Raw genomic sequence first — 23175 nt, 5'->3', positions numbered from 1 at the left:
GAAGACACCATGGCACGCATCAGCGTCCCCGAGGTCGCTCCGGAGCTCTACCGGGCCCTCGCGCACACCGAACAGGTCATCCGTAAGGGACCGCTCGACCCGACGGTGCGGGAACTCGTCAAGATCCGTGTCTCGCAGACGAACGGCTGCCTGTTCTGCATCGACACGCACATCCACGAGGCGCTCGAACGCGGCGAGACCCCGGACCGCATCTACCAGATCTCCGCCTGGCAGGAGTCGAGCCTCTTCACCGAGGCCGAGCGGGCCGCCCTGGCGTACGCGGACGCGGCGACCAAGCTGCCGAGCGGCGTGTCGGACGAGGTGTGGAACGCCGTCGCGGCGGCCTACAAGCCGGAAGAGGCCGCGCACCTCGTCGGCCAGGTCGCGATGATCAACGCCTGGAACCGCATCGCCGCCCCGTCCCACACCCCACCGGCCGAGCGCGACTAGAGCGTCAGAAGCCGTGATCATGCGATGACCGACGGGTCATCGCATGATCACGGCGCGGGTCAGGGGTGCTCTGGGCCGGTGATCAGGTAGACGACGAGGGCGGTGACGCAGAGGGCGGCCGCCGCGGACAGGCCGGCGACGTTGAAGCCGTGGACCGCCGCCCTCGGGCCTGCGCCGGGGTGAGTGTGCAGATAGCGGGCGGCCGCGGTGCCCGCGATCGTGCTGAGTAGCGCGGTGCCCAGTGAGGCCCCGATCTGCTGCGAGGTCATCACCGACGCGCCGGCCACCGAGGTGTCCGCTCCGGCGTTCAGGGTGGCGGTGCTGTTCGCGGTGACCAGGACCCAGCCGGTGCCGAGGCCGACCAGCAGGAACACCGGCATGACGTGCAGCCAGTAGCCGCCGTCCATCCGGATCAGGCCGAGCAGCCCCAGCCCGGCGGCGATGGTGAGCAGACCCGGGCAGAGCAGCGCCCGGACCGGGGCGCGGGCCAGCAGCCTGCTAACCGCGCGTACTCCCATCATCAGCCCGGCGGTGAGCGGCAGGAAGGCCAGCCCGGCCTTGACCGGGGAGTAGCCCAGGACGTTCTGCAGATAGAAGGTCAGGAAGAACAGTGCGGCGAACATGCCCACGGCGAGGCTGAGCACCGCGAGGTACGAGCCGCCGCGCCGCCGGTCGAGCACCACCCGGAGCGGCAGCAGCGGGTTGCGCACCTTGGCCTGCACTCCGACGAAGGCGGCGAGGAGCAGCACCCCGGTCGCCAGCGGCCCGACGGTCGAGGCCGCGCCCCAGCCGTCCGGCTCGGCCCGGGCGAACCCGTACACCAGCGCCATCATCCCAGTGGTGGCCAGCAGCGCTCCGGCGATGTCGATCCGGAGCCCGGCCGTGCGCGGCACGGGCCGTACGGCGTAGAGCACCCCGGCACCGGCCGCCACGGCGATCGGCAGGTTCACGAGCATGCACCAGCGCCAGTCGAGATAGTCGGTGAGCACCCCGCCCAGGATGACCCCGAGCCCGGACGAGCTGCCCATCGCGGTGCCGTAGATCCCGAAGGCCTTGCCGCGCTCGGCGGGGGCCGGAAAGGTCGCGGCCAGTGTGGCCAGCACGGCGGGGGTGAGCAGCGCGCCGAAGACGCCCTGCAGCGCGCGCCCGGTGAGCAACGCTCCGGTGTTCGGGGCCGCTCCGCCCAGCGCGGAGGCCAGCGCGAAACCGGTCAGCCCGATCATCAGGCTGCGTCTGTGCCCGATGAGGTCGGACAGCCGGCCGCCGAGCAGCAGGAGCCCGCCATAGCCGAGGGCGAAGATGGTGATCACCCACTGGCGGCTGTTGTCGGACATGTGCAGGGACCGCTGCACGGACGGCAGCGCGATGTTCATGATCGTCAGATCCAGCCCGATCATGAGCTGCGCGGTGGCGACCGCGCCCAGCGCCCACCAGCGCCGGGGGTCGGGGACGGCGGCGTCGGCGGGAAGCCGGGCCGAGCCGACTGCTGTGTTCATGGTCACCTCAGATTATTGGTCACACCAATGTTGGCGCGGCCAACGATAACAAGAATCGTGGGTCTGGCCAACGAATTGGCTAGACTTTCTCGTATGGACACGCCGCCCGGCCGCCTGCGCGGCAAGCCCAGCTGGCTGATCAACAAGACCGGGGCGGTCGCGCACCGGCTGCTCGCCGAGACGCTGTCCGGCGTGGACGCCCGCGGTCACCACTTCGCGCTGCTGGCGGCCCTTGAGGAGTTCGGGCCGGGCAGCCAGGCCGCGCTGAGCCACGCGTGCGGTATCGACCGCAGCGACACCGTCGCCATGCTGAACGAACTGGCCGAGCAGGGCCTGGTCGTCCGGGAACCGGATCCAGGCGACCGCCGCCGCAACATCATCAGCATCACCCCGGCCGGCCGGAGCCGCCTGGAACAGCTCGACGCCGTACTGGCCGAGGTGCAGGCCGAACTGCTCGCCCCGCTGTCACCCCGCGAGCGCGAGCAACTCGTCGCACTGCTCGGCCGGGTCTTCGACCATCACCACCGGCCCTAGACCTCGTCGAGGACGGCCAGGTCGAGGCCGCGCAGCCGTACGGGGTCGGCGATGATCTCGTACGCGGCGACCCGGTCGTCCTCCACCCTGATCGCCAGGGCGAGGAGCAGTCGCCCGTACGGGGCGACCACGAGGCCGGCCGTCCTCTCGACCAGCGCCGGTTCCGCGACGGCCGAGCGCCGCCCGAACGCCTGCATCTCCCGTGCCACGGCGTCCGCGCCGCGGACCACGGCCGCCCGGCCCGGGGTGAGGGCGGCCGGGTCGGCGCGGCGTACGACGTCCGGCGCCAGTACGGCGAGCAGGGCGTCGAGGTCGCCCCCGCGTGCGGCCGCGAGGAAGGCCTCGACCACCCGCTTCCGGCGGGCCAGCTCCGCCGGGGGCACCTCCGTGTCGCCGCGCACCCGGTGACGCGCCCGGCTCGCCAGCTTCTTGGCGGCGACCGGCGTACGGCCGACGATGGGGGCGATCCGGTCGAAGGGCACGGCGAACAGGTCGTGCAGCACAAAGGCGACCCGCTCGGCGGGGCTCAGCCGGTCCAGGACGACGAGCAGCGCGCGGCCGACCGAGTCGGCGAGCTCGGCCTCCTCCTCGGGGCCGCCCGGCGCGGACGCGTGCTCCTCCAGGGGTTCCTCGCGTCGTGACCTGCGCGTACGCAGCGTGTCGAGGCAGAGGCGGGACACGACCGTACGGAGCCAGCTCTCCAGGTCCTCGATGCCGTCGGAATCGGTGCGGCTGAGCCGGAGCCAGGCCTCCTGGACGGCGTCGTCGGCCTCGGCGAGTGAGCCCAGCATGCGGTAGGCGAGCGCCCGCAGCCGGCCTCGCTGCGCCTCGAATCGCCGGGCCAGCAGATCGTGTTCGTGCATCGGTCACCTTTCCTCGTCGCGTTCCGTCTGCCTGGTGGCATCGGCTGAACGAAAACGACAGGGAGAGGTCAATGACCCAACAGGGTACGCCGCTGTTGCGGCCCGTCCGCCTCGGCGGTCTCCGGCTGCCGAACCGGGTGGTGATGGCGCCGGTGACGCGGTGCCGCGCGACCAACGCGGACCTCGTGCCGACGGACCTGCACGCCGCGTACTACGGCCAGCGCGCCACCGCCGGGCTGATCGTCGCGGAGGGCGCGTGGGTGAGCGAACGGGCGATCGGCTACCCGCACGTCCCGGGCCTGTACGGCGAACGGCAGGTCGCCGCGTGGAGCCGGGTCACCGGCCTCGTCCACGCGCTGGGCGGCCGCATCGTGGCGCAGCTCTGGCACACGGGCGCCAACTCCCACCCCGACCACCTCGGCGGCGCGCTGCCCGCCGGGCCGTCGGCGATCGACCCGGGCGAACTCTCGCCGACGGCGGCGGGATACAAGGAGACCGTCACGCCGCGGGAGATGAGCGTCGCGGACATCGAGCGGACCATCGAGGAGTACGCGGCGGCGGCCGCGAACGCCCGCCGCGCCGGTTTCGACGGGGTGGAGATCGCCGCCAACGGGACGTACCTGATCGCGCAGTTCCTCAACCCGCGGCTGAACCGGCGCACCGACGCGTACGGGACGAGCCGGGACCGGCTGCTGCTGGAGATCGTCGACGCGGTGACCGCGGTCTGGGGTTCCTGCGTCGGCGTACGGCTCTCGCCGTACTGGAACGCACGGGACCGCCCCGGGCCGCGCGAGGGGTACCCGTACGCCGCGGACGACCGGACGCTCGCCGAGTACGACGCGGTCGTGGCCGCGCTCGACGAGCGTCCGGTGGCGTACCTGCACCTGCGCGGCCCCGCGGACGTGGACTTCGACGCGATCGCCCGCTACCGGAAGCTTTTCGGCGGCCCGCTGATCGCCAACAACGGCTTCTCCCGGTCGACGGGTGCGGCGGTCGTCGAGGCGGGTCTGGCGGACGCCGTGTCGTTCGCGCGCCTCTTCATCGCCAACCCGGACCTGGTGAGCCGCTTCGCTTTCGGCCACGCGCCGGCCGTGAGCGACCGGGGCACCCATTACTCGGGCGGGGCTCGGGGGTATGTGGACTATCCGATCTCCTCGGGGTGAGCGAGGGTGGCGAGCTCGAGGTCGATGAAGGCCGCGATCATCGCCCGGTAGGTGCGTTCGGCGACGTCGGGGGAGGCGCCGGCCTCGGCGGCGATCGCCCGTACGCGGGCGACGACCTCCTCGACGCGCCCCGGCGCCCGTACGGCCGCGGTGCCGGTCTTGAGCCGGCCGGCCTGGCGCACGAGCCGCTCCCGGTCGGCGAGCAGGCCGACGATCCGCCGGTCGAGCCGATCGACCTGAGTGCGGACGTGCTGGATGTCGGTCATGATCGTGGAGCCCTTCGATCGGCCACCGGGCGCGCGGCTCCTCATGCCCTCAGACCGGCGCTCAGCGGCGGCGGTCTGGATGCACGGACGACAGGCCACCGTTATCGGCGGCGCCACCAGGAGGCGGAGAGAGTCGTCACGCCGCCGAACGTAGCACGGAGGCGCCGCCGGGCGACGGCATGAGGGGTTTCGACGGGATCGGGGGTCCTATTCGCCTACTCGGATAATGGATCATCAGTCACCCTGTGCGGCGATGACAACAAACGTCACACGTGCCCCCCGGTCGTGGTGCGGATATTCCGAAATGCACACATCCTGGGCCGGTCCTCTGGTTATGCTTCGGCGATCGCTACCTGGAGGACGGAGATGGGACGGCGAAAGTCGCGGGCCCAAAGAGAACGCAACATCAGGCTGGGTTACTCGGGGGCGGTCGTCCTCTCGGGAATTCTCGCCTGGCACTACGGATATGCAGGAATGTGGTTATTTCCGCTGCTGGTCGTGGCCTACTATCAGCTCTGCGCCGTCCCGACGCTCTGCGGGGTGGAGACAACCCGGGGGTATCCCTGCAGGAATCGGGCGTACGGGAGGCTGATGGCCTGCAAAGATCAGCCATTGCACGGGATGTACAAGAACGATGCGCTTCTGCGCCTGGCCGGTTTCCGGCGTGATCCCCGGCCGATCACGGCCCCGGCTCCGTATTCGGATACGTCGGCCCCCGAAACGGTGGAGTTGCAAATGCCGGAGCCCCCGACCGTGGAACCCAAGCAGTTGTCATTCGCCGTGATAACGGTCGTGCTCGCGTTCGCCGGCACGGTCGCGACCGTCATTCAGACGGTGCTCGCCGCCGCGTCCTGAGCGTCTTTCTCCGCCTGGCCGGGCGATCACTGGTTTACTGCCTGTCATGGAATTCTGGCTGCCTTTGCTCGGTTTCGTCGTCCTCATCGTCGGCGTGCTCGCCTCATCGTTCACCTCGTCGCGGACGTCCGCGCTGGACAAGCGGCTCGCGCGGGTCGAGCGGCAGCTCACGCTCATCATGCGGCGGCTGGAGATCGAGGAGCCGGAGACGCCGCTGACCGCGGTCGTCGCCGAGATCGAGCAGGGCCGGAAGATCCAGGCGATCAAGCTCTACCGCGAGCAGACCGGCGCCGGTCTCGCGGAGGCGAAGGAGGCCGTGGAGACCATGGCCAGGGAGCGCGGGCTGTAAGGCCGCGACGGCTCAGACCGAGAGCCCGCGGGTCAGCAGGTCACGCAGCCGTACGGTGTCGCCCGCCAGCGCCGTCACCAGGACGCCCGCGCGGGCGAGCGGCAGGACGGACAGGCCCTCCGCGGCGTACGGCTCCGTCCTGAGGTCCTTGCCGGCCACCAGCACGGTGCCGACCGCACGCGCGTCGCCGAGGATCGCCCGGCTCGTCGCGTCCTCGTCCACGCGTAGCTCGTGGCGGAGCAGCGGGAAGCCGCAGTCCGTGACGTCGAAGCGGCTGACGTAACGGCCCGGCCGCTCGCCGTGGCGGCCCAGCACGATCTCCTCCCGCCAGACCAGCTCCGCCCCCTCGGAAAGAGTCACGTCGGCGAACGCCCGGTGGTCGCAGCCCGCGGCGGCGATCGCCGGTTCCGGGGTGAAGTCCAGCCGGGCCCCGGCGCCGACCTCGGCGCGTACGGTCAGGCGGGAGGCGCCCGGCCGGCGGCCCGGCAGGACCAGGGAGGCGGCGGCCGAGCGCACCGCGAGGCGCGCGCCCGGCTCGACAACGATCGTCAGCTCCAGGTCGTCGCCGCCCAGCGGGCCCGCGCCCGCGCCCACCAGGTAGACCGCCCCGCCCGACTCGCGCAGGGCAAGCGGGCCGTCCGAACGCAGCCGCGTCACCCGGGTGCGCCCGCCGGCGTCACACGAGGCGACCACCGCCGCCCGCGCCCGGAAGCCCGTCACGCGGGCGTCCGCTCCCGGACCATCGAGCGCACCCAGGTGGCGACCTGCGGCACGTCCGGCTCCTCGCGCAGCGACGTGAACGCGATCGGCAGGCCGTCCCGTACCCGCTCCGCGTCGCGCGCCATCACGCCGAGGTCGGCTCCGACCAGCGGCGCTAGGTCGGTCTTGTTGACGACCAGCAGGTCCGCCGTCGTGACGCCGGGGCCGCCCTTGCGCGGCACCTTGTCGCCGCCGGAGACGTCCAGGACGAAGATCTGCCGGTCGGCCAGGCCGCGGCTGAACGTCGCGGTCAGGTTGTCCCCGCCGCTCTCGACGATCACCAGGTCGAGCGGCCCGTGGCGCTCCTCCAGCGCCTCGACGGCGTCGAGGTTGGCCGAGATGTCATCGCGGATCGCCGTGTGCGGGCAGCAGCCGGTGCGCACCGCCATGATCCGGTCGTCGTCCAGCACCGCGTTGCGGCGCAGGAAGTCGGCGTCCTCGGTCGTGTAGATGTCGTTGGTGACCACGGCGAGCGCGATCTCGTCGCGGAGCAGCCGGCACAGCGCGGCGGTCAGCGCGGTCTTGCCGCTGCCCACCGGCCCGCCGATGCCGAGCCGGAGCGCCCGGTGCGGCGCCGGCTCGTACGGGTCGTGGCTGTGGTCGAGGCCCATGGCGTTCTCCCGATTCAGGATTCGAACAGGCGCAGGTCGGCCTGCTGGTGAAGCTCGGCGAGCAGGTCGAGGACGGGCGCGGACGCCGCGGGCAGAACGCCCGCGCGTACGGTCTCCTCGGCCTCCGCCGCGACCGCGTCGACCCGCCCGGCCAGGCCCGCGAGCACGTGCTGGACGCCGAGCGGGTCCAGGCCGAGCAGGCGTACCGCCGCCGACGCGGGCCCGGTCACCGCGCCGTACGCCGCGATCTCCGCCGCCTGCCTCGCCGTGCCGCCGACGACGTGGACGGCGGCGCCGAGCACGACCGGGTGGTGGGGCGCGCTCAGCTCGTCCAGCTCCGGGTGCGGCCACGCCGCGCGTACCGCCCGCAGCAGCGCGCGTCCCTGGGCCCGTGAGGCACGCCGCTGCGCGGGCGAGGGCGTACGGGCGTCGGCCTCGGCGTCGAGCGCCGCCCGGTCGCCGGACACCGACGCCGCCGCCAGGCCCGCCGCGACCAGCCCGGCCGTGGCGAGACGGCCGCGCAGGAAGTCGGCGAGGGTGTCCAGGTCCCGTACGGCCCCGGCCGTCGCGGCGGGTTCGAGGCCGCCGGAGTGCGCGTGCCCGCCGGCGGGCAGCCGCGAGTCGGCGAGCAGCAGCAGGGAGGCGTCCATCAGAACAGGAAGTAGCGCTGGGCCATGGGGAGGACGGACGCGGGCGCGGGCTCGACCTCGTCGCCGTCCACGGTCACCGTGAACGTGTCGGGATCGACCTTGATGTCGGGCAGCGCGTCGTTGAGCGGCATGTCCGCCTTGCCGAGCCGCCGGGTGTCCTTGACCGGCACCAGCCGCCGCCGTACGTCGAGCCGCCCGGCCAGGCCGTCCTCGATCGCGGCGGGCGCCACGAAGTGCACCGAGGTCGCGGGCGCGGTCCAGGCGCCCCACATCGGGCGGGGGAGCACCGGCTGCGGCGTGGGGATCGAGGCGTTCGCGTCGCCCATCTGGCCCCAGGCGATCATGCCGCCCTTGATCACCACGTGCGGCCGTACGCCGAAGAACGCCGGGTCCCACAGCACGAGGTCGGCGAGCTTGCCGGTCTCGACCGAGCCGACCTCGTCGTCCAGGCCGTGCGCGATCGCCGGGCAGATCGTGTACTTGGCGACGTAGCGCCGGGCGCGCAGGTTGTCATCCAGGCCGCCCCGGTGACCCTTCATCACGTGCGCGGTCTGCCAGGTGCGGATCACGGTCTCGCCGATCCGGCCCATGGCCTGGGAGTCCGAGCCGATCATCGAGATCGCGCCGAGGTCGTGCAGGACGTCCTCGGCCGCCATCGTCGTCGGGCGGATCCGCGACTCGGCGAACGCCAGGTCCTCGGGCACCGAGGGGTTCAGGTGGTGGCAGACCATGAGCATGTCGAGGTGCTCGTCGAGCGTGTTCACGGTGTGCGGCCGGGTCGGGTTGGTCGAGGACGGCAGGACGTTCGGGCGCGCGGCGACCGTGATGATGTCCGGCGCGTGCCCGCCGCCCGCGCCCTCGGTGTGGTAGGCGTGGATCGACCGGCCGCCGATGGCGTTCAGCGTCGACTCGACGTACCCGGCCTCGTTGAGCGTGTCGGAGTGCAGGGCCACCTGCACGCCCGAGGCGTCCGCGACCCGCAGGCACGCGTCGATCGCGGCCGGCGTCGATCCCCAGTCCTCGTGCAGCTTGAACCCCGAGGCGCCGCCGCGCAGCGACTCCCACATGCTCTCCTCAGAGACCGTGTTGCCCTTGCCGAGCAGCGCCACGTTGACCGGCCAGGAGTCCATCGACTCCAGCATCCGGGCGAGGTACCACGAGCCGGGCGTGACCGTCGTGGCCTTCGTGCCCTCGGCGGGCCCGGTGCCGCCGCCGATGAGCGTGGTCACCCCGGCGCCGAGGGCCTCGTCGATCAGCTGCGGGCAGATCAGGTGGACGTGGGAGTCGACCGCCCCGGCGGTGAGGATCTTGCCGTTGCCGGCGAGGATCTCGGTGCCCGGCCCGATGACGAGGTCGGGGTGCACCCCGTCCATCGTGTCCGGGTTGCCGGCCTTGCCGATCGCGACGATCCGCCCGTCGCGCACGCCGACGTCGGCCTTGACGATGCCCCAGTGGTCCAGGATCACGACCCCGGTGATCACGAGGTCGGGCGCGCCCTCGGCGCGGGTCGCCAGGGCCTGGCCCATCGACTCGCGGATCACCTTGCCGCCGCCGAAGACCGCCTCGTCGCCGGCCCCGGCGCCGCGGCTCAGATCCTCGGTGACCTCGATGAACAGGTCGGTGTCGGCCAGCCGCACCCGGTCGCCGGCGGTCGGCCCGTACAGCTGGGCGTAGCGCTCGCGCGAGATCTCAGTCATCGCGCAGCCCGGGTACGGTGCGGCGTCCGGCGAGCGGGACCAAGGAGACCTCCCGGGTGATGCCCGGCTCGAACCGCACGGCGGTGCCGGCGGGCACGTCGAGCCGCTGCCCGCGCGCCGCCTCGCGGTCGAACGCGAGCGCGTCGTTGGCCTGGGCGAAGTGATAGTGCGACCCGACCTGCACGGGCCGGTCGCCGGTGTTGACCACGGTCACCGTCGTACGCGGCCGGCCGGGGTTCAGCTCCACCGAGCCCGCGCCGGCCACGACCTCCCCGGGCGTCACGGGATCGGCCGGTGGACGGTGACGAGCTTGGTGCCGTCGGGGAAGGTCGCCTCGATCTGGACGGAGTCGAGCATCTCCGGCACTCCCTCCATCACGTCCTCACGCGTCAGCACCGTACGGGCCGCCTCCATCAGCTCGGCCACTCCCCGCCCGTCGCGCGCGCCCTCCAGGACGTACGCGGCGATGATCGCGGTCGCCTCGGGATGGTTGAGCCGCAGGCCACGGGCACGGCGGTCCCGGGCGAGCCCGGCCGCCACGTGGATCAGCAGGCGCTCCTGCTCGTGTGGGGTGATCAGCACACTCTGGACGCTACGTCCAGGCGGTGCCGCAGGAGAACGGCTCGCCTGACGATGTAACAGGAATTTCACACCGGAAACATCCCGTCAGGTCTCCCGCCGGTGAGCCGGGCAGGTGATCATCTAAGGGACCGTCCCCCCCGGTTTAAGGCGGCCCGCATGAGGTCCTTAAAGGCTCAGCTCCCGGCCCTGCTCGCCTGGTGGGCGTGGATGCCGGCGGGCGCGTTCCTGGTCTGGGTCCTCCTCCGGTACGGCTTCGCCGGCATGGGGACCTGGTCGCAGTCGTGGCGGCTCACCGTCGTACAGCGCATGTGGCTGCCGGGCGGCTCGCTCAGCCACCCCACCGCGCTGTTCTGGCTGTGGGTCGCCATCGGCCTGTTCGGCACCGCGGTCATCTGCCTGTCCTCCGACCGCCCGTCGCCCGGCTCCGGGCCCCTGGCCACCGTGGCGGTGATCGCCGGGATCGGCGTGCTGGTCGTGCCGTTCATCAAGGCGATCTGGGACAACGACAAGGACGCGGGCCGCTACTACAACCGGACCACGATCTGGCACATCACCGACGGCGCGAACCCGCCCGCCTCGCTCGCGTACCTCATGCGCGGCGCCCGGCGGGACGACCGCGGCTGCGCGTATCGCAGCCCCGCCGACGTGCCCACCTGCATACGGGTCGACCGGCTGCCCGGCCTCGCGTCCTGGGAGGGCCGTACCTCCTCCTTCGCCTCGGCGCAGCAGATGATGGCGCACGCCGCCTCCCCGGCGCCGAAGGTCGACTTCTGGGAGGACACTCTCACCTACCTGTACGGCGCGCCGCCCCGGCCCGGCAGCGAGAGCGGACCCGGCCAGTGGACCGCGGTCCTCGACGGTTCGGGCAAGGCCACGGCGACGTACGGCATCGCGTCCTGGGACGGCGCCTCCAACACCGTGAAGGTCGCGTGCCGCTTCGCCCCGGGCGACTTCGACCGTGCCTTCCACGGCGCGCGGGGGAACAGCCTCGGGAACTGGCTCGGCCAGAAGTACCCGAACCTGCTGTGGGACTCCGGGGACGTCTGGGGCTACTGCCAGGGCGGCAGGCCGGTCATCATCGTCCCGGTGAAACGGCAGATCCCGATGGGGAACCGCACCGTCGTCACCGCGGCGGGCGTCCTGGTCCTCACCGGCGACCACGGCGTCCGCGCCGCGTACCGCCGTACCGTACGGCCGGGCGACCTGCCGGGCCCCGCCTACCCGGACAGCCTGACCGAGAAGCAGCGTGAGGCGACCGAGTGGGCGGCCGGCCGCAAGTGGAGGTCCCGCGCCTCCTTCGGCTTCAAGCCGACGGTCGACGACGTCCAGGGCGGCAACACCGCCGAGTACCTCCTGCGCGGCCCCGACGGCCATCTCTACTACGTGACGCCGCTGACGCCCCGGGCCAGCAAGAGCCAGGCCTTCATCGCCTACGCGGTGTCCCCGGCCGACGCGGCGGACGACGGACGGCTGAACCGGCTCGACGTGTACGTCCTGCCGGACGGCGACCCGAACGTCGCCAACCTCAACGCGCTCACGAACAAGGCCACCGACGCCGTACGGGGCCTGGACCCGACGTTCCTCAACACCGGCGGCCGGCTGGAGGAGTTCACGCCGCTGGGCGGCGACATGTGGAGGGTGTACGGCGTCCGGCGCGGGCTGACGGAGTTCTACGTCGACCTGTCCATCACGGGCCGTACGAACCCGAAGACGGTCAACGTCTCCGGCACGCCCCCGGAGAAGGCCACGGCCGTGACCGGGTGCGGGAAACCGCCGGGCCGGTTGAGCACGAGAGAGTTGGCCGACTGCCTGGGCGCCCTTTCCGACGAACTGCGCCGCCGAAACGGCTCCCCGCCCTGACAGAGCCGGTGAGAACAACGTGACTCCCGTTCAACGGCCGGGAAATCACGGGGGCACGGAGACCGGGCCGGGAACGAGACGCTGGAGGACTACTCGCTGAGGTACGCCCCCAAGTCCTTCCGCTTCAACGTCGGCAGCGCGCCGGGCGCTCTTCGGGGCGTTCGGGGCGTTCGGGGAGTACGGGGAGTACGGGGAGTACGGGGAGTACGCCAAGGCGTTCCTACCGTTCATCGCGATCGTGCCGGCGTTCGTGGTCTCCCCGGTGTACCTCGCCGGCCCCGCCGACCTGGGCATGCCCGCGGTCCGTACCACGGCGGGCTGAGCTAACGCTCGACCTTGTCGACGCGGCGGCCGTCCTCGGCGAACAGCAGGATGCGGTCGGTGTCGATCGCCAGGCGTACGTTGTCGCCGGCCGAGATGCCCGCGCGCGACTCCAGGCGGAAGACCAGGTCCGAGCGGCGGTGGGTACCGTCATGCGGGACGCGGGCGGCCGGTGCGTCCTCGGAGATGATTTTGGTCGTCTTCAGCAGCCGCCGCAGCAGGCCCCTGTCGCCCGGGGTCTCCGCGTGGGCGGGCTCGTCGTCGCGGAACGCGTCCGCGTCCACCAGCGCGACGCCCGCCTCGACGTGCGCCAGCCACTCGTGGCCGTGGAACTCCAGCGTGCGGACGCGTCCGGCGAGCAGGCCCTCCGGGTCCGGGCGCAGGGCGTCGGCGCGGATGCCCAGCGTGACGGAGGCCCCGTGCTGGGCGACCAGCGCGGTGGCGCGGTCGTCCGACCACGGCAGGCTGAGCTGCTGGTCGCCGAAGCTCAGCACGACGCCCTCGGTCTGGTCGGCGCGCACGGAGGCGCGTACGAGGTTGATCGGCGGGGCGCTGAGGAACGCCGCGGTGAAGATCGTCGCCGGGTCGTCGTACACCTGCTGCGGCGTGCCGACGTCCTGCAGGACGCCGCGGCGCAGGATGGCCACGCGGTCGGCGAGGGTCAGGGCCTCGGTCTGGTCGTGCGTGACGTACAGCGTGGTCACGCCGAGGGAGCGTACGAGGGCGCCGATCTCCATCCGGAGTTCGGTGCGCAGGCCCGCGTCCAGGTTCGACAGCGGCTCGTCCATCAGGAAGATGCCCGGCTGGCGGATCAGCGCCCGTCCCATCGCCACGCGCTGGCGCTGGCCGCCGGACAGCGTCGAGGGCAGCCGGCCGAGCGTCTCCTCGATGCCGAGCGCGCGGGAGAGCTCGACGATGCGTTCCGCCGAGGCCGACATGTCCTCGCCGGCGACCTCCAGGGGAAAGGAGATGTTGCCGCGTACGCTCCGGTGCGGATAGAGGGCGCCGTTCTGGAACACCATGGCGAGGTCCCGCTCGCGGGGCGGCAGATGATTGGCGAGACGGCCGCTGAGCCACAGACTGCCCGAGGTGATCTCTTCCAGGCCGGCCACCATGCGCAGGATGGTCGACTTGCCGCAGCCGGACGGGCCGAGCAGGACGAACACCTCGCCGTCGGGAATGCGCAGAGTGACGTCGCGGACCGCGTGAAAGCCATCGGGAAAGATCTTGTTAACCGCGTCGAGGACGACTTCGGTCATCGCTGACACCTCGTACTTACTGCCTTAGTCAAGGAATATGACTTAGGCGCGCGTGTTCCGATCGCCGGGATTCTCGAAACCCCCGGGGATGAGGCCGGCGAATCCGCGTGTCCCGCCGAAGTTGAGCCAGTACACCGTGTATGTCCGTGATTTGTCCAGTCAATGGGAATGGTCACTCGTGGCGTCGCTTGCCGTGTGACGCGACTAGACTGCCGACGTGGCAGGCCGGATCCGCGATGAAGACATCGCCCTCGTACGTGAACGGTCGCCGATCGACGCGGTCGTGGGGGAGTACGTCCAGCTCCGCAACGCCGGAGGCGGGGCGCTCAAGGGCCTGTGCCCGTTCCACGACGAGAAGTCGCCGTCGTTCAACGTCTCCAACGGCCTGTGGCACTGCCTGGCCGGTGAGACGCGCGTGCTCACGTGGGAGGGGCTCCGCCCGATCCGCGAGATGGCCGGCGGCACGCACCGCGTTCTCGGCCGTGACGCCCGGTGGCACGACGCTCCGTTCCACTCGTTCGGCGTGCAGCCGCTCACGCGAATCGTCCTGACGCGCGGCGGGCGGCGCAAGGAGATCCACGCCACCGCCGAGCACCGCTGGTTCGTCGGCGAGCGCGAGGTCCTCACCCGCGACCTCCGGCCTGGTCAGCGCCTCGCCAGGGTGCTCCCGGTCACACCCGCCCCGGGCCTCGAACCGTCGCCTTTCGGGATCGCGCACGGCATCGCCTCCGGAGGCGATGCCGATCTCCGCGGCCGCGAACAAGCGCGGTTGCTGAAATGGTTTCCTTTCAACCGGACCACTCAGCGTGAAGACGAAGTCATCCGCGTTCTCGACCTTCCCGCCTTCTTCGGTGAATTGCCGCCGCCCGGCGAAACGGACGCGTACCTCTACGGCTGGCTCGCCGGACACTTCGCCGTCGCCGGCCACGTGTCCGAGGACGGCTCCGCCGTGCTCGGGTGCGCCGGCGAGGAGACGCGGGAGTTCGTCCGTACGCTCTGCGCGCGCCTGGGCATCGGCACGTACGACGAGCCCGGCGGGCTCCTGCTCACCGGCCTGAGCGAGACGTTCTTCCTCCTCGACGAGCACCGCCTCGCGGGCGATGCCGGGCTCGCCTGGGCGGTCGAGTCCGTGACCCCGACCGGCCGGGTCGAGGAGGTCTACTGCGCCGTCGTCGAGGCGGGCCACGCCTTCGTCCTCGAAGACGAGATCCTGACCGGCAACTGCTTCGGCTGCGGCGAGGGCGGCGACGCCATCGCCTTCATCCAGAAGATCGACCACCTGTCGTTCGCCGAGGCGATCGAGCACCTCGCGGGCAAGGCGGGCATCCAGCTCCGCTACACCGAGGGCGGCTACGTCCCCGGGCGTCAGAAGGGCGAGCGCACCCGGCTGGTCGAGGCGCACCGCGCGGCGGCGGAATACTACGCCGAGCAACTCCTCACCCCGGCCGCGGAGATCGGCCGCCGGTTCCTCGCCGAGCGCGGGTTCGGCCGCGAGGAGGCCGCGCGCTTCGGCGTCGGCTACGCGCCGAACGAATGGGAGGCCGTGGTCGGCCACCTGCGCGGGCGCGGCTTCAGCGACAAGGAGCTGATCACCGGCGGGCTCGCGAGCCAGGGGCGGCGCGGGCCGATCGACCGGTTCCGCGGGCGGCTGATCTGGCCGATCCGCGACCTCACCGGCGACGTGGTCGGGTTCGGCGCGCGGCGGCTGGAGGAGCGCGACGACGGGCCGAAGTACCTCAACACCCCCGAGACCCCGCTGTTCAAGAAGGGCTCGGTCCTGTACGGCGCGGACCTGGCCAAAAAGGAGATCGCCCGGCGGCGGCAGGCCGTCATCGTCGAGGGCTACACCGACGTCATGGCCTGTCACCTGGCCGGCGTCGGCACCGCCATCGCGACGTCGGGTACGTCCTTCGGCGAGGAGCACATCAAGATCCTGCGCCGGCTCCTCATGGACCAGGACGAGGCGAGCGGCGAGGTCATCTTCACCTTCGACGGCGACGCGGCCGGGCAGAAGGCCGCGCTGCGGGCGTTCGAGTCCGAGCACAAGTTCGCCGCGCAGACCTTCGTCGCCGTCCAGCCGGACGGGCTCGACCCGTGCGACCTGCGCATGAAGCACGGCGACGCGGCAGTGCGCGACCTGGTCGCCTCCCGCGTGCCGCTGTTCCGATTCGCCATCCGCGCGACGATCGAGAAGTACGACCTCGACACCACCGAGGGGCGGCTGGCCGCCATCGACGCGGCGGCGCCGATCATCGCGGGCATCCGCGACCGCGGCATGCGCGACCGGTACGCCATCGACCTGGACAAGTGGACCGGCTTCCTGGACGAGCAGTTCGTGCTGCGCCGGGTCCGTGACCACGCCTCCCGCCGCCGGGGGGACACCCGCGACAACCGCCGCCGCCCGAACGAGCCCGCCGAGACCCGTACGGCCCCGGCGGCGCCGCCCTATGACCCCAACGACCCGATCGCCCGGGTCGAGCGCGAGACGCTCAAGCTCGCGGTGCAGCGTCCCGCGCTGCTCGGTCCCGGCTTCGACGCCGTGCCCTCGGAGGCGCTCGTGGTCCCCGGCCACGCCGCCGTACGGCAGCTGATCGCCGACCTCGGCGGCACCGCCGCCGCGACCGGACCGGAATGGGCCGGGCGGCTGCGTGAGGCCGCGCCGAACGACCAGGTCAGGGACCTGGTGACGAGTCTCGCAGTGGAGCCCCTGCAATCCACCGGAGATCCGGACAACCGATATGCGCACGCAATGCTGTCCAGATTGCAGGAAGTGCAGGTCACCCGAGTGATCACGCAGCTGCAGTCCAAACTCGGACGGCTGAATCCGGTCGAGCACCAAGAGGAGTACAACCGCCTCTTCGGTGATCTTGTCGCGCTTGAGCAGCAGAGACGCACGTTGCGCGAGCGAGCGATCGGGTCACTGTGACGCACGGGACACAAAAATAGGTCCCCCGTTACGCGGTCACCTTGACGCACACTGTCATCGTGGGCCCTTCGGTGCTGCCAAGTGAGACGCCATCGGTTGAGCAGGTGGCGGACCTTGTCGCACGCGGCAGAGAGCGTGGAGTAACAGTCGACGACGTCGCTGCCGCGATCGACCGCTCTGACCTGCCGGCCGACTCGATGGATCGAGTCGTCCGGATCTTGGGAGAGCAGGGTGTCGAAGTCCTCGAGTCCCACAGTGGGCACGAGGACTCGGCGCGCGTAGACGGAGACGACGTCTCCCGGCGCGCGCCGACGAGCGATCTGGTCCGTATCTATCTGCGAGAAATCGGCCGCGTTCCGCTACTAACGGCAGAAGAGGAAGTCGAACTCGCGAAATCGATCGAGGCGGGACTGTTCGCCGAGGAGAAGGTGGCCCGTGCGGCCATCATTTCTCCCGGAGAACGGACCGACCTCGAACTGCTCGCCCGCGATGGAGTGCGGGCGAAGCAACGACTGATCGAGGCCAACCTGCGCCTGGTGGTCTCCATCGCCAAGCGCTACGTCGGTCGCGGAATGCTGTTCCTCGATCTCATCCAGGAGGGGAATCTCGGGCTTATACGTGCCGTCGAGAAATTCGACTACACCAAGGGCTACAAATTCTCGACCTACGCGACCTGGTGGATCCGCCAGGCGATCACGCGAGCGATCGCCGACCAGGCCCGGACCATCCGGATCCCGGTCCACATGGTGGAGACCATCAACAAGCTGGTGCGCGTGCAGCGCCAGCTCCACCAGGATCTCGGCCGCGAACCCTCACCCGAGGAGATCGGCACAGAGATGGGCCTGTCCTCCGAACGGGTCGTCGAGATCCAGCGCGTCGCCCAGGAACCGGTGTCCCTGCAGTCGCCGATCGGAGAGGAGGATTCCGATCTCGGCGACTTCATCGAGGACGCCGACGCGGTCGTGCCCATCGAGGCGGCGGCGTTCATCCTGCTCCAGGACCAGCTCGACGGCATCCTGGGGTCCCTGTCCGACCGCGAGCAGCGGATCATCCAGCTCCGCTTCGGCCTCACGGACGGGCACCCTCGGACCCTCGAGGAGGTCGGCCGGGAGTTCGGCGTGACGCGCGAGCGCATTCGTCAGATCGAGTCCAAGACGCTGGCCAAGCTCCGGCATCCGACGCGTGCGCAGATGCTCCGGGAGTATCTCGAGTAGCGCGATCGCGGGCCGGCGCTGGTGGGGCGCCGGCCCGCCGCGTCACACCCGTGCGCCGTCCTGAGGTGCGCGGGTGTTTTCGTTTCCGGTGTGCAGGGTCACAAAGTCGAGCGTGTCGGCAACTTGACGAGGAGAGGTTAGGTAAGGCTAAGTTAGGCACGCCTAGGCTAACTAAGTCCCGACCTCACCTGTTTCGTCGCCTGTCGCTGGAGTCCTGATGCGCCCTGCCCACCTGCTCGTCACCGCGAGCGCCGTCTTCGTCTCGCTCTCGGCGCTGTCCGCGTGCGGGAAGGACGACTCCTCCTCCGGTAAGGACGGCGCGATCGCGGTCACCGCGACCGACTCCTCCTGCGACGTCAGCGCCAAGTCCGGTGCCGCCGGGGCCACCACGTTCAAGATGACGAACAAGGGTTCGCAGGTCAACGAGCTGGAGATCCTCGCCCCCGACGGCAAGATCGTCTCCGAGCGTGAGAACGTCGGCCCGGGCACCGGCACCGAGATCACGGTCACGCTCAGCGCGGGCACCTACAAGGTCCTGTGCAGCGCGGGGATGACCGGCAAGGGACCGTCCCAGGCCTTCACCGTGACCGGCAAGGGCAAGGCGACCGACCCGCGCCTGGACCAGGCCGTCGCCGCGTACCGGATCTACGTGGGCGACCAGGTGGACGACACCCTTTCCAAGGTCAAGAAGTTCGCCGCCTCCGTCTCCGCCGGCGACATGGCCGGCGCCAAGGCCGAGTTCGCGCCGTCGCGGTTCGGCTGGGAGAGCATCGAGCCGGTGGCCGAGTCGTTCGGCGACATCGACCCTAAGACCGACACCCGCGAGGCCGACCTGGAGAAGGGCCAGAAGTGGACCGGCTGGCACCAGATCGAGAAGGCGCTCTGGAAGACGAAGTCGCTCAAGGGCGAGGGCCCGTACGCCGACGACCTCGTCAAGAACGTCGAGACCCTCAAGGTCCGGGTGGGCACCGCGTCGATCACCGCGACCTCGATGGCCAACGGCGCCAAGGAGCTCCTCGACGAGGTCGCGACCGGCAAGATCACCGGTGAGGAGGACACCTTCTCCCACACCGACCTGAGCGACTTCAAGGCCAACGTCGACGGCGCGCAGAAGGTGTTCGAGCTGCTCAAGCCGGTCGTGCAGGAGCGCGACGCCGCGCTCGGCCAGGACCTGACCGATGAGTTCGCCAAGGTGCAGAAGCTCCTGACCAAGTACGAGAAGGGCGACGGCTACGTCTCCTACGACACGGTCGGCAAGTCGCAGCGCAAGGAGCTCTCCGACGAGGTGAACGCCCTCGGTGAGCCGCTCTCCAAGCTGGCCGGGGTGGTCGCCAAGTGACAGAGGTCTCCAGACGCCGATTGTTCGGCTACTCGGGTGTGACCCTGGCCGCGGGTGCCGCGGCCGGGGCCGGCCTGGTCTCCGTCGCGCAGGCGCACGTGGGCGCGGCGGAAGACGACGGGCCGGTGCCGTTCTTCGGCGCGCACCAGAGCGGGATCGCCACCCCCGTACAGGACCGCCTGCACTTCGCCTCGTTCGACGTCGTCACCGACGACAAGGCGCGCCTCGTACGGATGCTGAAGGAGTGGACCGCGGCCGGTGCGGCGCTGACCGCCGGCCACCCGTACGGCGCCGCGGCCGGCGGCCTGCCCGAATCGCCGCCTGATGACACGGGCGAGGCGCTGGGCCTTCCGGCGGCCCGCCTCACCCTCACCGTGGGGTTCGGGCCGGCGCTGTTCGAGTCCGGTGGTGAGGACCGGTTCGGCCTGAAGGCGCGGCGCCCCGCCGCCCTGATCGACCTGCCGCACTTTCCCGGTGACAACCTCGACGCCGACCGCAGCGGCGGTGACATCTGCGTCCAGGCCTGCGCGGACGACCCGCAGGTCGCGGTGCACGCCATTCGCAACCTGGCCCGGATCGGCTTCGGCGTCGTCGCGGTGCGCTGGTCCCAGCTCGGCTTCGGCAAGACCTCCTCGACCACGCCGCAGCAGCAGACGCCGCGCAACATGTTCGGCTTCAAGGACGGCACCCGCAACATCTCCGGTGACGATCACACCGCCCTGGACCAGCACGTCTGGGCCGCGGCCAAGGACGGCGCGGCCTGGATGAACGGCGGCTCGTACGTCGTCACCCGCCGCATCCGCATGCACATCGAGACCTGGGACCGCACCTCTCTCAAGGAGCAACAAGACGTCTTCGGCCGTACGAAGGGCGAGGGCAACGCGTACGGTGCCAAGCGCGAGCACGACCCGGTGCCGCTGGCCGAGCTGCCCGCCGACGCCCACGTACGGCTGGCACACCCCGACAGCAACGGCGGCGTCCGGATCCTGCGGCGCGGCTACTCCTTCACCGACGGCAGCGACGGGCTCGGCCGCCTCGACGCCGGCCTGTTCTTCATCGCCTACCAGCGCGACCCGCGCACGCAGTTCGTCACGCTGCAGAACCGCCTCGCCGCCAACGACCACATGAACGAGTACGTCCAGCACGTGAGCTCGGGGATCTTCGCCTGCCCGCCGGGCGTGCGCAAGGGCGGGTTCTGGGGGGAGAGCCTTTTCGCCTAAGGCGCCTCACCCGGCTAGGACGCGGTAGAAACTGACCATGCCGAACTTCGAGATCACGCCGATAGGTACGGTCCGGAACAACCGGACGGACGTCCAGGACACGGACAACTGGGGTGCCGTCCGCAGCACGATCACGTCGACGAGCGCTTCGGCGAGGCATGCCTCCAAGGTCTGGAGGGCTTCTCCCACGTGGAGGTCCTCTTCGTCTTCGACCAGTTCCCAGAACACGACGACCACCGCGAACCCCGCCCCTACCGCGGCCGCGCCGACCTCCCGCCCGTCGGCGTCTTCGCCGGCCGCGGCCCCCGCAGGCCGAACCGCATCGGGGTGACCTCCTGCGCCATCGAGTCCGTCCACGGCCGCGAACTGACGGTGGTGGGTCTCGACGCGGTCTCCGGCACCCCGGTCATCGACCTGAAGCCGACGATGACGGAGTTCCTCGCGGTCGGCGTCAAGCAGCCGGAATGGGTCAGCCGCCTCATGTCGGAGTACTTCCAGCCGTAGCCGCCGTTCACCGCTCGGGCAAATCGGGCATCGCCGAGAGTGAATCCGGACCGTACTCTGTGTTAATGGGGCTCCGGCTCACGGGTGACGAGACCGCCGTATGGGCGGCCGCCGCACGCGTACTCGACGCGAACTGGACCGGTACGGCCACGGTGCCCTCACCGGGCCTGTACCCGCACCAGTGGAGCTGGGACTCATCCTTCGTCAGCCTCGGCCTGGCCCGCCATCGCCCCGACAGGGCACGGATCGAGCTGCTGTCGGTGTTCCGCGGGCAGTGGGAGACGGGGCTGGTCCCGCACATCGTCTTCAGCTCCAGCGTCTCGCGCAGCGCGTACTTCCCGGGCCCGGAGTTCTGGCGCAGCCGCGCACAGCCGGGCGCACCGCGCGGCGTGGAGACCTCCGGCCTGTCCCAGCCGCCGCTGCAGGCGCTCGCCGCGCTGCGGCTGGCGCAGGGCCCGGGGGAGCACGGGCCGTTCCTGGCGCGCCTCTATCCGCAGCTCGCCGCCCAGCACGCCTATCTCTCCCGAGAGCGCGACGTCGCGGGCCTCGGCCTGGTCAGCCTGTGCCACCCGTGGGAGTCGGGGCTGGAGAACAGCCCGGCCTGGGACCGCCCGCTGGAGGCCGTGGAGCCGCTCATCTCGCCGTACGCCCGCGGCGGCGGCGTCGACCGCGCCGACGCCGACCGGCACGTGTCGCTCGTACGGTCGATGCGCGAGGCCGGCTACCGGTCGGAGTACCTTCGCGACGATCACCCCTTCGTCGTGGAGGACCCGCTGTTCAACGCGGTCTTCCTCGCCTCGACGCATGCCCTGGCCGAGGTCGCGTCGCTCGCCGGGGCCGACCCGGCGCCGCACCGCGAGGAGGCGCAGCGGATCCACGAGGCGCTGCTGGAGCGGCTCTGGGACCGGGAGACGTGTTGTTTCCGCGCCCGCGACGTGCGTACGGGACAGCTGATCCCGGCCGCGACGATCAGCGGTTTCGCGCCCCTGCTGGACCCGGACCTGCCGCCCGCGATCGTGGGCGGGCTGGCCGAACTCCTGCTGTCCGCCCGCTTCGCCGGGGCGACCGGCTACCCGGTGCCGACCTGCGACGTGCAGTCCGCGGCCTTCGACCGCGGCGCGTACTGGCGCGGGCCGACCTGGGTGAACACCAACTGGCTGGTGTGGCTCGGCGCGCTCACCCACCGGCTCGACGCCGTGTCGGACCTGCTGCTCGGCTCGACGCTGCGGCTGGTCCGCCAGTCGGGCTTCCGGGAGTGCTTCGACCCGTTCGACGGCACCGGCCGGGGCAGCCACGACTACAGCTGGTCGGCCGCGCTGGTCCTGGACCTGCTGGCCTCGCGGCGCTGCACCTGAGCGTTTACCGGTAGCGTGATCGCATGCGACTGACGCGGCGGAAGAACCTGCCGGAGGGCCTGACCCTCGAAAAGGGCGAACGGGTTCTGGCCGTCGGCGACGACACGGTCGCGACCGCCACCGCGCTGCACTTTCCGGGCGAATCCTCGTTCGTCCGGCTGCCGTGGGAGCGCGTCGAACAGGCCGTCTGGAAGGACGGGGTGCTGGTCGTACGGGAGGTCGGGGGCGGGCGTCACGTCGTGCGGCTCACCGACCCGGGGTCGGTGCCGGAGACGGTACGGGAGCGGGTGACGTCGACGGTGGTGGTGAGCACGCACGTGAAACTGCCGGCCGGCGGCGTCCGCATCACGGCCCGCCGCCCCGCCAAGGGCGGTGGAGAGCCACGCTGGACCTTGATCTTCGACTCGGGCCTGGACGCGTCCGACCCGGGCCTGCTGGCCCAGGCCGAGCAGGCGATGGAAGAACTCCGCCGCCAGACGGGTCTGTGAGTCGTTCCGGGTCTTGCCGTACGGGCCTCCAAGCGCCGCAGGGCCGGTGGCCGGCTCGCCGGGGCGTAGCCGGCATGCGTCGCCGTCGCCTCTGGGGCGGGTCGTGTTTTCCTGGACGTTCGCCGGTTTCCGGGGGCGGATGACGGTGACCCGTCCGGGAGCGCCGGGCGGGGTCGCGGCCGGGTGTGCGTGAGCAGCTCGAACACCGAGATCGCCTTGTCCGTGCCCGCGTACTCCGGCAAGTGCCCAGGTGCGGCTGCGCGGCCGGGGGAGGCGTTCGGCCGCCTCGGCGTCTGGGAAAGCGGCGGCCAGGGCATCCTCCTGGGTGCGGCTGCGCGGGCGGGGAGGCGTTCGGCCGCCTGGGTGCCCGGGGAAAGCGGCGGCCCGCCTGGGCGGGGTGTCCGTGCCAGGCGG

General features: G+C 71.3%; 24 protein-coding genes. 13 read left to right on the top strand and 11 right to left on the bottom strand.

The annotated features are described in order from the left end of the window. Positions 1–9 precede the first annotated feature (9 nt). Positions 10–450: a carboxymuconolactone decarboxylase family protein gene (locus tag QWU11_RS12455; RefSeq protein ID WP_290105342.1), complete on the top strand. Its 441-nt coding sequence runs from the start codon at positions 10–12 to the stop codon at positions 448–450. Between the two features lie 59 nt (positions 451–509). Here QWU11_RS12455 and QWU11_RS12450 read toward each other — a convergent pair whose 3' ends face one another. Next, positions 510–1946 carry an MFS transporter gene (locus tag QWU11_RS12450; RefSeq protein ID WP_290105340.1) on the bottom strand — a complete coding sequence of 479 codons (1437 nt, stop codon included), beginning with the start codon at positions 1944–1946 and terminating at the stop codon, positions 510–512. Between the two features lie 93 nt (positions 1947–2039). Between QWU11_RS12450 and QWU11_RS12445 the strand changes: the two genes are divergently transcribed. Further along, positions 2040–2480 (top strand): MarR family transcriptional regulator, encoded by a 441-nt coding sequence (locus tag QWU11_RS12445; protein ID WP_290105338.1) that lies wholly within the window; start codon positions 2040–2042, stop codon positions 2478–2480. Here QWU11_RS12445 and QWU11_RS12440 read toward each other — a convergent pair. After that, positions 2477–3343 carry a sigma-70 family RNA polymerase sigma factor gene (locus QWU11_RS12440; protein ID WP_290105337.1) on the bottom strand — a complete coding sequence of 289 codons (867 nt, stop codon included), beginning with the start codon at positions 3341–3343 and terminating at the stop codon, positions 2477–2479. The genes QWU11_RS12445 and QWU11_RS12440 overlap by 4 nt on opposite strands. Positions 3344–3414: 71 nt before the next feature. Between QWU11_RS12440 and QWU11_RS12435 the strand changes: the two genes are divergently transcribed. Further along, complete coding sequence (locus tag QWU11_RS12435) at positions 3415–4506, top strand: alkene reductase (RefSeq protein ID WP_290105334.1); 1092 nt, start codon at positions 3415–3417, stop codon at positions 4504–4506. On the opposite strand, the gene QWU11_RS12430 is transcribed toward QWU11_RS12435, so the two are convergent. Beyond that, positions 4485–4772 (bottom strand): chorismate mutase, encoded by a 288-nt coding sequence (locus tag QWU11_RS12430; protein WP_290105332.1) that lies wholly within the window; start codon positions 4770–4772, stop codon positions 4485–4487. The genes QWU11_RS12435 and QWU11_RS12430 overlap by 22 nt on opposite strands. Before the next feature lie 591 nt (positions 4773–5363). On the opposite strand from QWU11_RS12430, the gene QWU11_RS12425 reads away from it, so the two are divergent. Together QWU11_RS12425 and QWU11_RS12420 are read left to right on the top strand one after the other, a co-directional pair. After that, the gene (locus QWU11_RS12425; RefSeq protein ID WP_290105330.1) at positions 5364–5627 is read left to right on the top strand and encodes a hypothetical protein; all 264 of its coding nucleotides are present in this window, start codon (positions 5364–5366) and stop codon (positions 5625–5627) included. A gap of 46 nt (positions 5628–5673) precedes the next feature. After that, a complete protein-coding gene (locus QWU11_RS12420; RefSeq protein ID WP_290105329.1) occupies positions 5674–5976 on the top strand; it encodes a ribosomal protein L7/L12 in 303 nt (100 codons plus the stop codon). Between the two features lie 12 nt (positions 5977–5988). Here QWU11_RS12420 and QWU11_RS12415 read toward each other — a convergent pair whose 3' ends face one another. Genes QWU11_RS12415 through QWU11_RS12390 form a run of 6 tightly spaced genes read right to left on the bottom strand, consistent with a single transcriptional unit; the run spans position 5989 to position 10275 of the window. Next, a complete protein-coding gene (locus QWU11_RS12415; RefSeq protein ID WP_290105328.1) occupies positions 5989–6696 on the bottom strand; it encodes an urease accessory protein UreD in 708 nt (235 codons plus the stop codon). Further along, positions 6693–7346 (bottom strand): urease accessory protein UreG, encoded by a 654-nt coding sequence (gene ureG / locus QWU11_RS12410; protein ID WP_290105327.1) that lies wholly within the window; start codon positions 7344–7346, stop codon positions 6693–6695. Before ureG ends, QWU11_RS12415 begins: the two co-directional genes overlap by 4 nt. A gap of 14 nt (positions 7347–7360) precedes the next feature. Continuing rightward, on the bottom strand, positions 7361–7996 hold the full coding sequence (locus QWU11_RS12405; RefSeq protein WP_290105326.1) for an urease accessory UreF family protein: 636 nt from the start codon (positions 7994–7996) through the stop codon (positions 7361–7363). Further along, positions 7996–9693: an urease subunit alpha gene (locus QWU11_RS12400; protein WP_290105325.1), complete on the bottom strand. Its 1698-nt coding sequence runs from the start codon at positions 9691–9693 to the stop codon at positions 7996–7998. Before QWU11_RS12400 ends, QWU11_RS12405 begins: the two co-directional genes overlap by 1 nt. Beyond that, positions 9686–9976 carry an urease subunit beta gene (locus QWU11_RS12395; RefSeq protein ID WP_290105324.1) on the bottom strand — a complete coding sequence of 97 codons (291 nt, stop codon included), beginning with the start codon at positions 9974–9976 and terminating at the stop codon, positions 9686–9688. The genes QWU11_RS12400 and QWU11_RS12395 overlap by 8 nt, the downstream gene beginning before the upstream one ends. Continuing rightward, entirely contained in the window at positions 9973–10275 is a 303-nt protein-coding gene (locus QWU11_RS12390; protein ID WP_290105323.1) for an urease subunit gamma, read from the bottom strand. The genes QWU11_RS12395 and QWU11_RS12390 overlap by 4 nt, the downstream gene beginning before the upstream one ends. A gap of 156 nt (positions 10276–10431) precedes the next feature. Between QWU11_RS12390 and QWU11_RS12385 the strand changes: the two genes are divergently transcribed. Then, positions 10432–12135, top strand: a complete 1704-nt coding sequence (locus QWU11_RS12385; RefSeq protein WP_290105322.1) for a hypothetical protein — start codon at positions 10432–10434, stop codon at positions 12133–12135. Positions 12136–12458: 323 nt separating this feature from the next. Here QWU11_RS12385 and QWU11_RS12380 read toward each other — a convergent pair whose 3' ends face one another. After that, on the bottom strand, positions 12459–13715 hold the full coding sequence (locus QWU11_RS12380) for an ABC transporter ATP-binding protein (protein WP_290105321.1): 1257 nt from the start codon (positions 13713–13715) through the stop codon (positions 12459–12461). A 217-nt stretch (positions 13716–13932) separates the two neighbouring features. Here QWU11_RS12380 and dnaG point away from each other — a divergent pair, with 217 nt between their 5' ends. From dnaG to efeB, 4 genes are all read left to right on the top strand, one after another. Beyond that, entirely contained in the window at positions 13933–16641 is a 2709-nt protein-coding gene (dnaG, locus tag QWU11_RS12375) for a DNA primase (RefSeq protein ID WP_290105320.1), read from the top strand. Between the two features lie 71 nt (positions 16642–16712). After that, positions 16713–17855, top strand: a complete 1143-nt coding sequence (gene rpoD, locus QWU11_RS12370) for an RNA polymerase sigma factor RpoD (protein WP_290105651.1) — start codon at positions 16713–16715, stop codon at positions 17853–17855. 217 nt (positions 17856–18072) lie between these two features. Continuing rightward, entirely contained in the window at positions 18073–19194 is a 1122-nt protein-coding gene (gene efeO / locus QWU11_RS12365; protein WP_290105319.1) for an iron uptake system protein EfeO, read from the top strand. Beyond that, positions 19191–20414 (top strand): iron uptake transporter deferrochelatase/peroxidase subunit, encoded by a 1224-nt coding sequence (gene efeB / locus QWU11_RS12360; RefSeq protein WP_290105318.1) that lies wholly within the window; start codon positions 19191–19193, stop codon positions 20412–20414. The genes efeO and efeB overlap by 4 nt, the downstream gene beginning before the upstream one ends. Before the next feature lie 6 nt (positions 20415–20420). Here the strand turns inward: efeB and QWU11_RS12355 are convergent, their stop codons facing one another. After that, a complete protein-coding gene (locus QWU11_RS12355; RefSeq protein ID WP_290105317.1) occupies positions 20421–20603 on the bottom strand; it encodes a hypothetical protein in 183 nt (60 codons plus the stop codon). Between QWU11_RS12355 and QWU11_RS12350 the strand changes: the two genes are divergently transcribed. From QWU11_RS12350 to QWU11_RS12340, 3 genes are all read left to right on the top strand, one after another. After that, positions 20604–20918, top strand: coding sequence for a TrmO family methyltransferase (locus QWU11_RS12350; protein ID WP_290105316.1), 315 nt, complete (start codon positions 20604–20606; stop codon positions 20916–20918). Between the two features lie 65 nt (positions 20919–20983). Further along, positions 20984–22273, top strand: a complete 1290-nt coding sequence (locus tag QWU11_RS12345; RefSeq protein ID WP_290105315.1) for a hypothetical protein — start codon at positions 20984–20986, stop codon at positions 22271–22273. A gap of 23 nt (positions 22274–22296) precedes the next feature. Then, complete coding sequence (locus tag QWU11_RS12340) at positions 22297–22761, top strand: hypothetical protein (protein WP_290105314.1); 465 nt, start codon at positions 22297–22299, stop codon at positions 22759–22761. Positions 22762–23175: the final 414 nt, after the last annotated feature.

Origin of the sequence: Actinomadura sp. DC4 (assembly GCF_030406325.1) — a bacterium.
Lineage (GTDB): Bacteria > Actinomycetota > Actinomycetes > Streptosporangiales > Streptosporangiaceae > Actinoallomurus.
The sequence above is the reverse complement of the archived record's forward strand: the minus strand, read 5'-3'. Positions and strand labels throughout refer to the sequence as shown.

Coding starts and splice junctions, on each gene's coding strand:
- QWU11_RS12455 (WP_290105342.1), top strand. CDS start 10: ATGGCACGCATCAGCGTCCCCGAGGTCGCTCCGGAGCTCTACCGGGCC.
- QWU11_RS12450 (WP_290105340.1), bottom strand. CDS start 1,946: ATGAACACAGCAGTCGGCTCGGCCCGGCTTCCCGCCGACGCCGCCGTC.
- QWU11_RS12445 (WP_290105338.1), top strand. CDS start 2,040: ATGGACACGCCGCCCGGCCGCCTGCGCGGCAAGCCCAGCTGGCTGATC.
- QWU11_RS12440 (WP_290105337.1), bottom strand. CDS start 3,343: ATGCACGAACACGATCTGCTGGCCCGGCGATTCGAGGCGCAGCGAGGC.
- QWU11_RS12435 (WP_290105334.1), top strand. CDS start 3,415: ATGACCCAACAGGGTACGCCGCTGTTGCGGCCCGTCCGCCTCGGCGGT.
- QWU11_RS12430 (WP_290105332.1), bottom strand. CDS start 4,772: ATGACCGACATCCAGCACGTCCGCACTCAGGTCGATCGGCTCGACCGG.
- QWU11_RS12425 (WP_290105330.1), top strand. CDS start 5,364: ATGGCCTGCAAAGATCAGCCATTGCACGGGATGTACAAGAACGATGCG.
- QWU11_RS12420 (WP_290105329.1), top strand. CDS start 5,674: ATGGAATTCTGGCTGCCTTTGCTCGGTTTCGTCGTCCTCATCGTCGGC.
- ureG (WP_290105327.1), bottom strand. CDS start 7,346: ATGGGCCTCGACCACAGCCACGACCCGTACGAGCCGGCGCCGCACCGG.
- QWU11_RS12405 (WP_290105326.1), bottom strand. CDS start 7,996: ATGGACGCCTCCCTGCTGCTGCTCGCCGACTCGCGGCTGCCCGCCGGC.
- QWU11_RS12400 (WP_290105325.1), bottom strand. CDS start 9,693: ATGACTGAGATCTCGCGCGAGCGCTACGCCCAGCTGTACGGGCCGACC.
- QWU11_RS12385 (WP_290105322.1), top strand. CDS start 10,432: ATGAGGTCCTTAAAGGCTCAGCTCCCGGCCCTGCTCGCCTGGTGGGCG.
- QWU11_RS12380 (WP_290105321.1), bottom strand. CDS start 13,715: ATGACCGAAGTCGTCCTCGACGCGGTTAACAAGATCTTTCCCGATGGC.
- efeO (WP_290105319.1), top strand. CDS start 18,073: ATGCGCCCTGCCCACCTGCTCGTCACCGCGAGCGCCGTCTTCGTCTCG.
- QWU11_RS12345 (WP_290105315.1), top strand. CDS start 20,984: ATGGGGCTCCGGCTCACGGGTGACGAGACCGCCGTATGGGCGGCCGCC.
- QWU11_RS12340 (WP_290105314.1), top strand. CDS start 22,297: ATGCGACTGACGCGGCGGAAGAACCTGCCGGAGGGCCTGACCCTCGAA.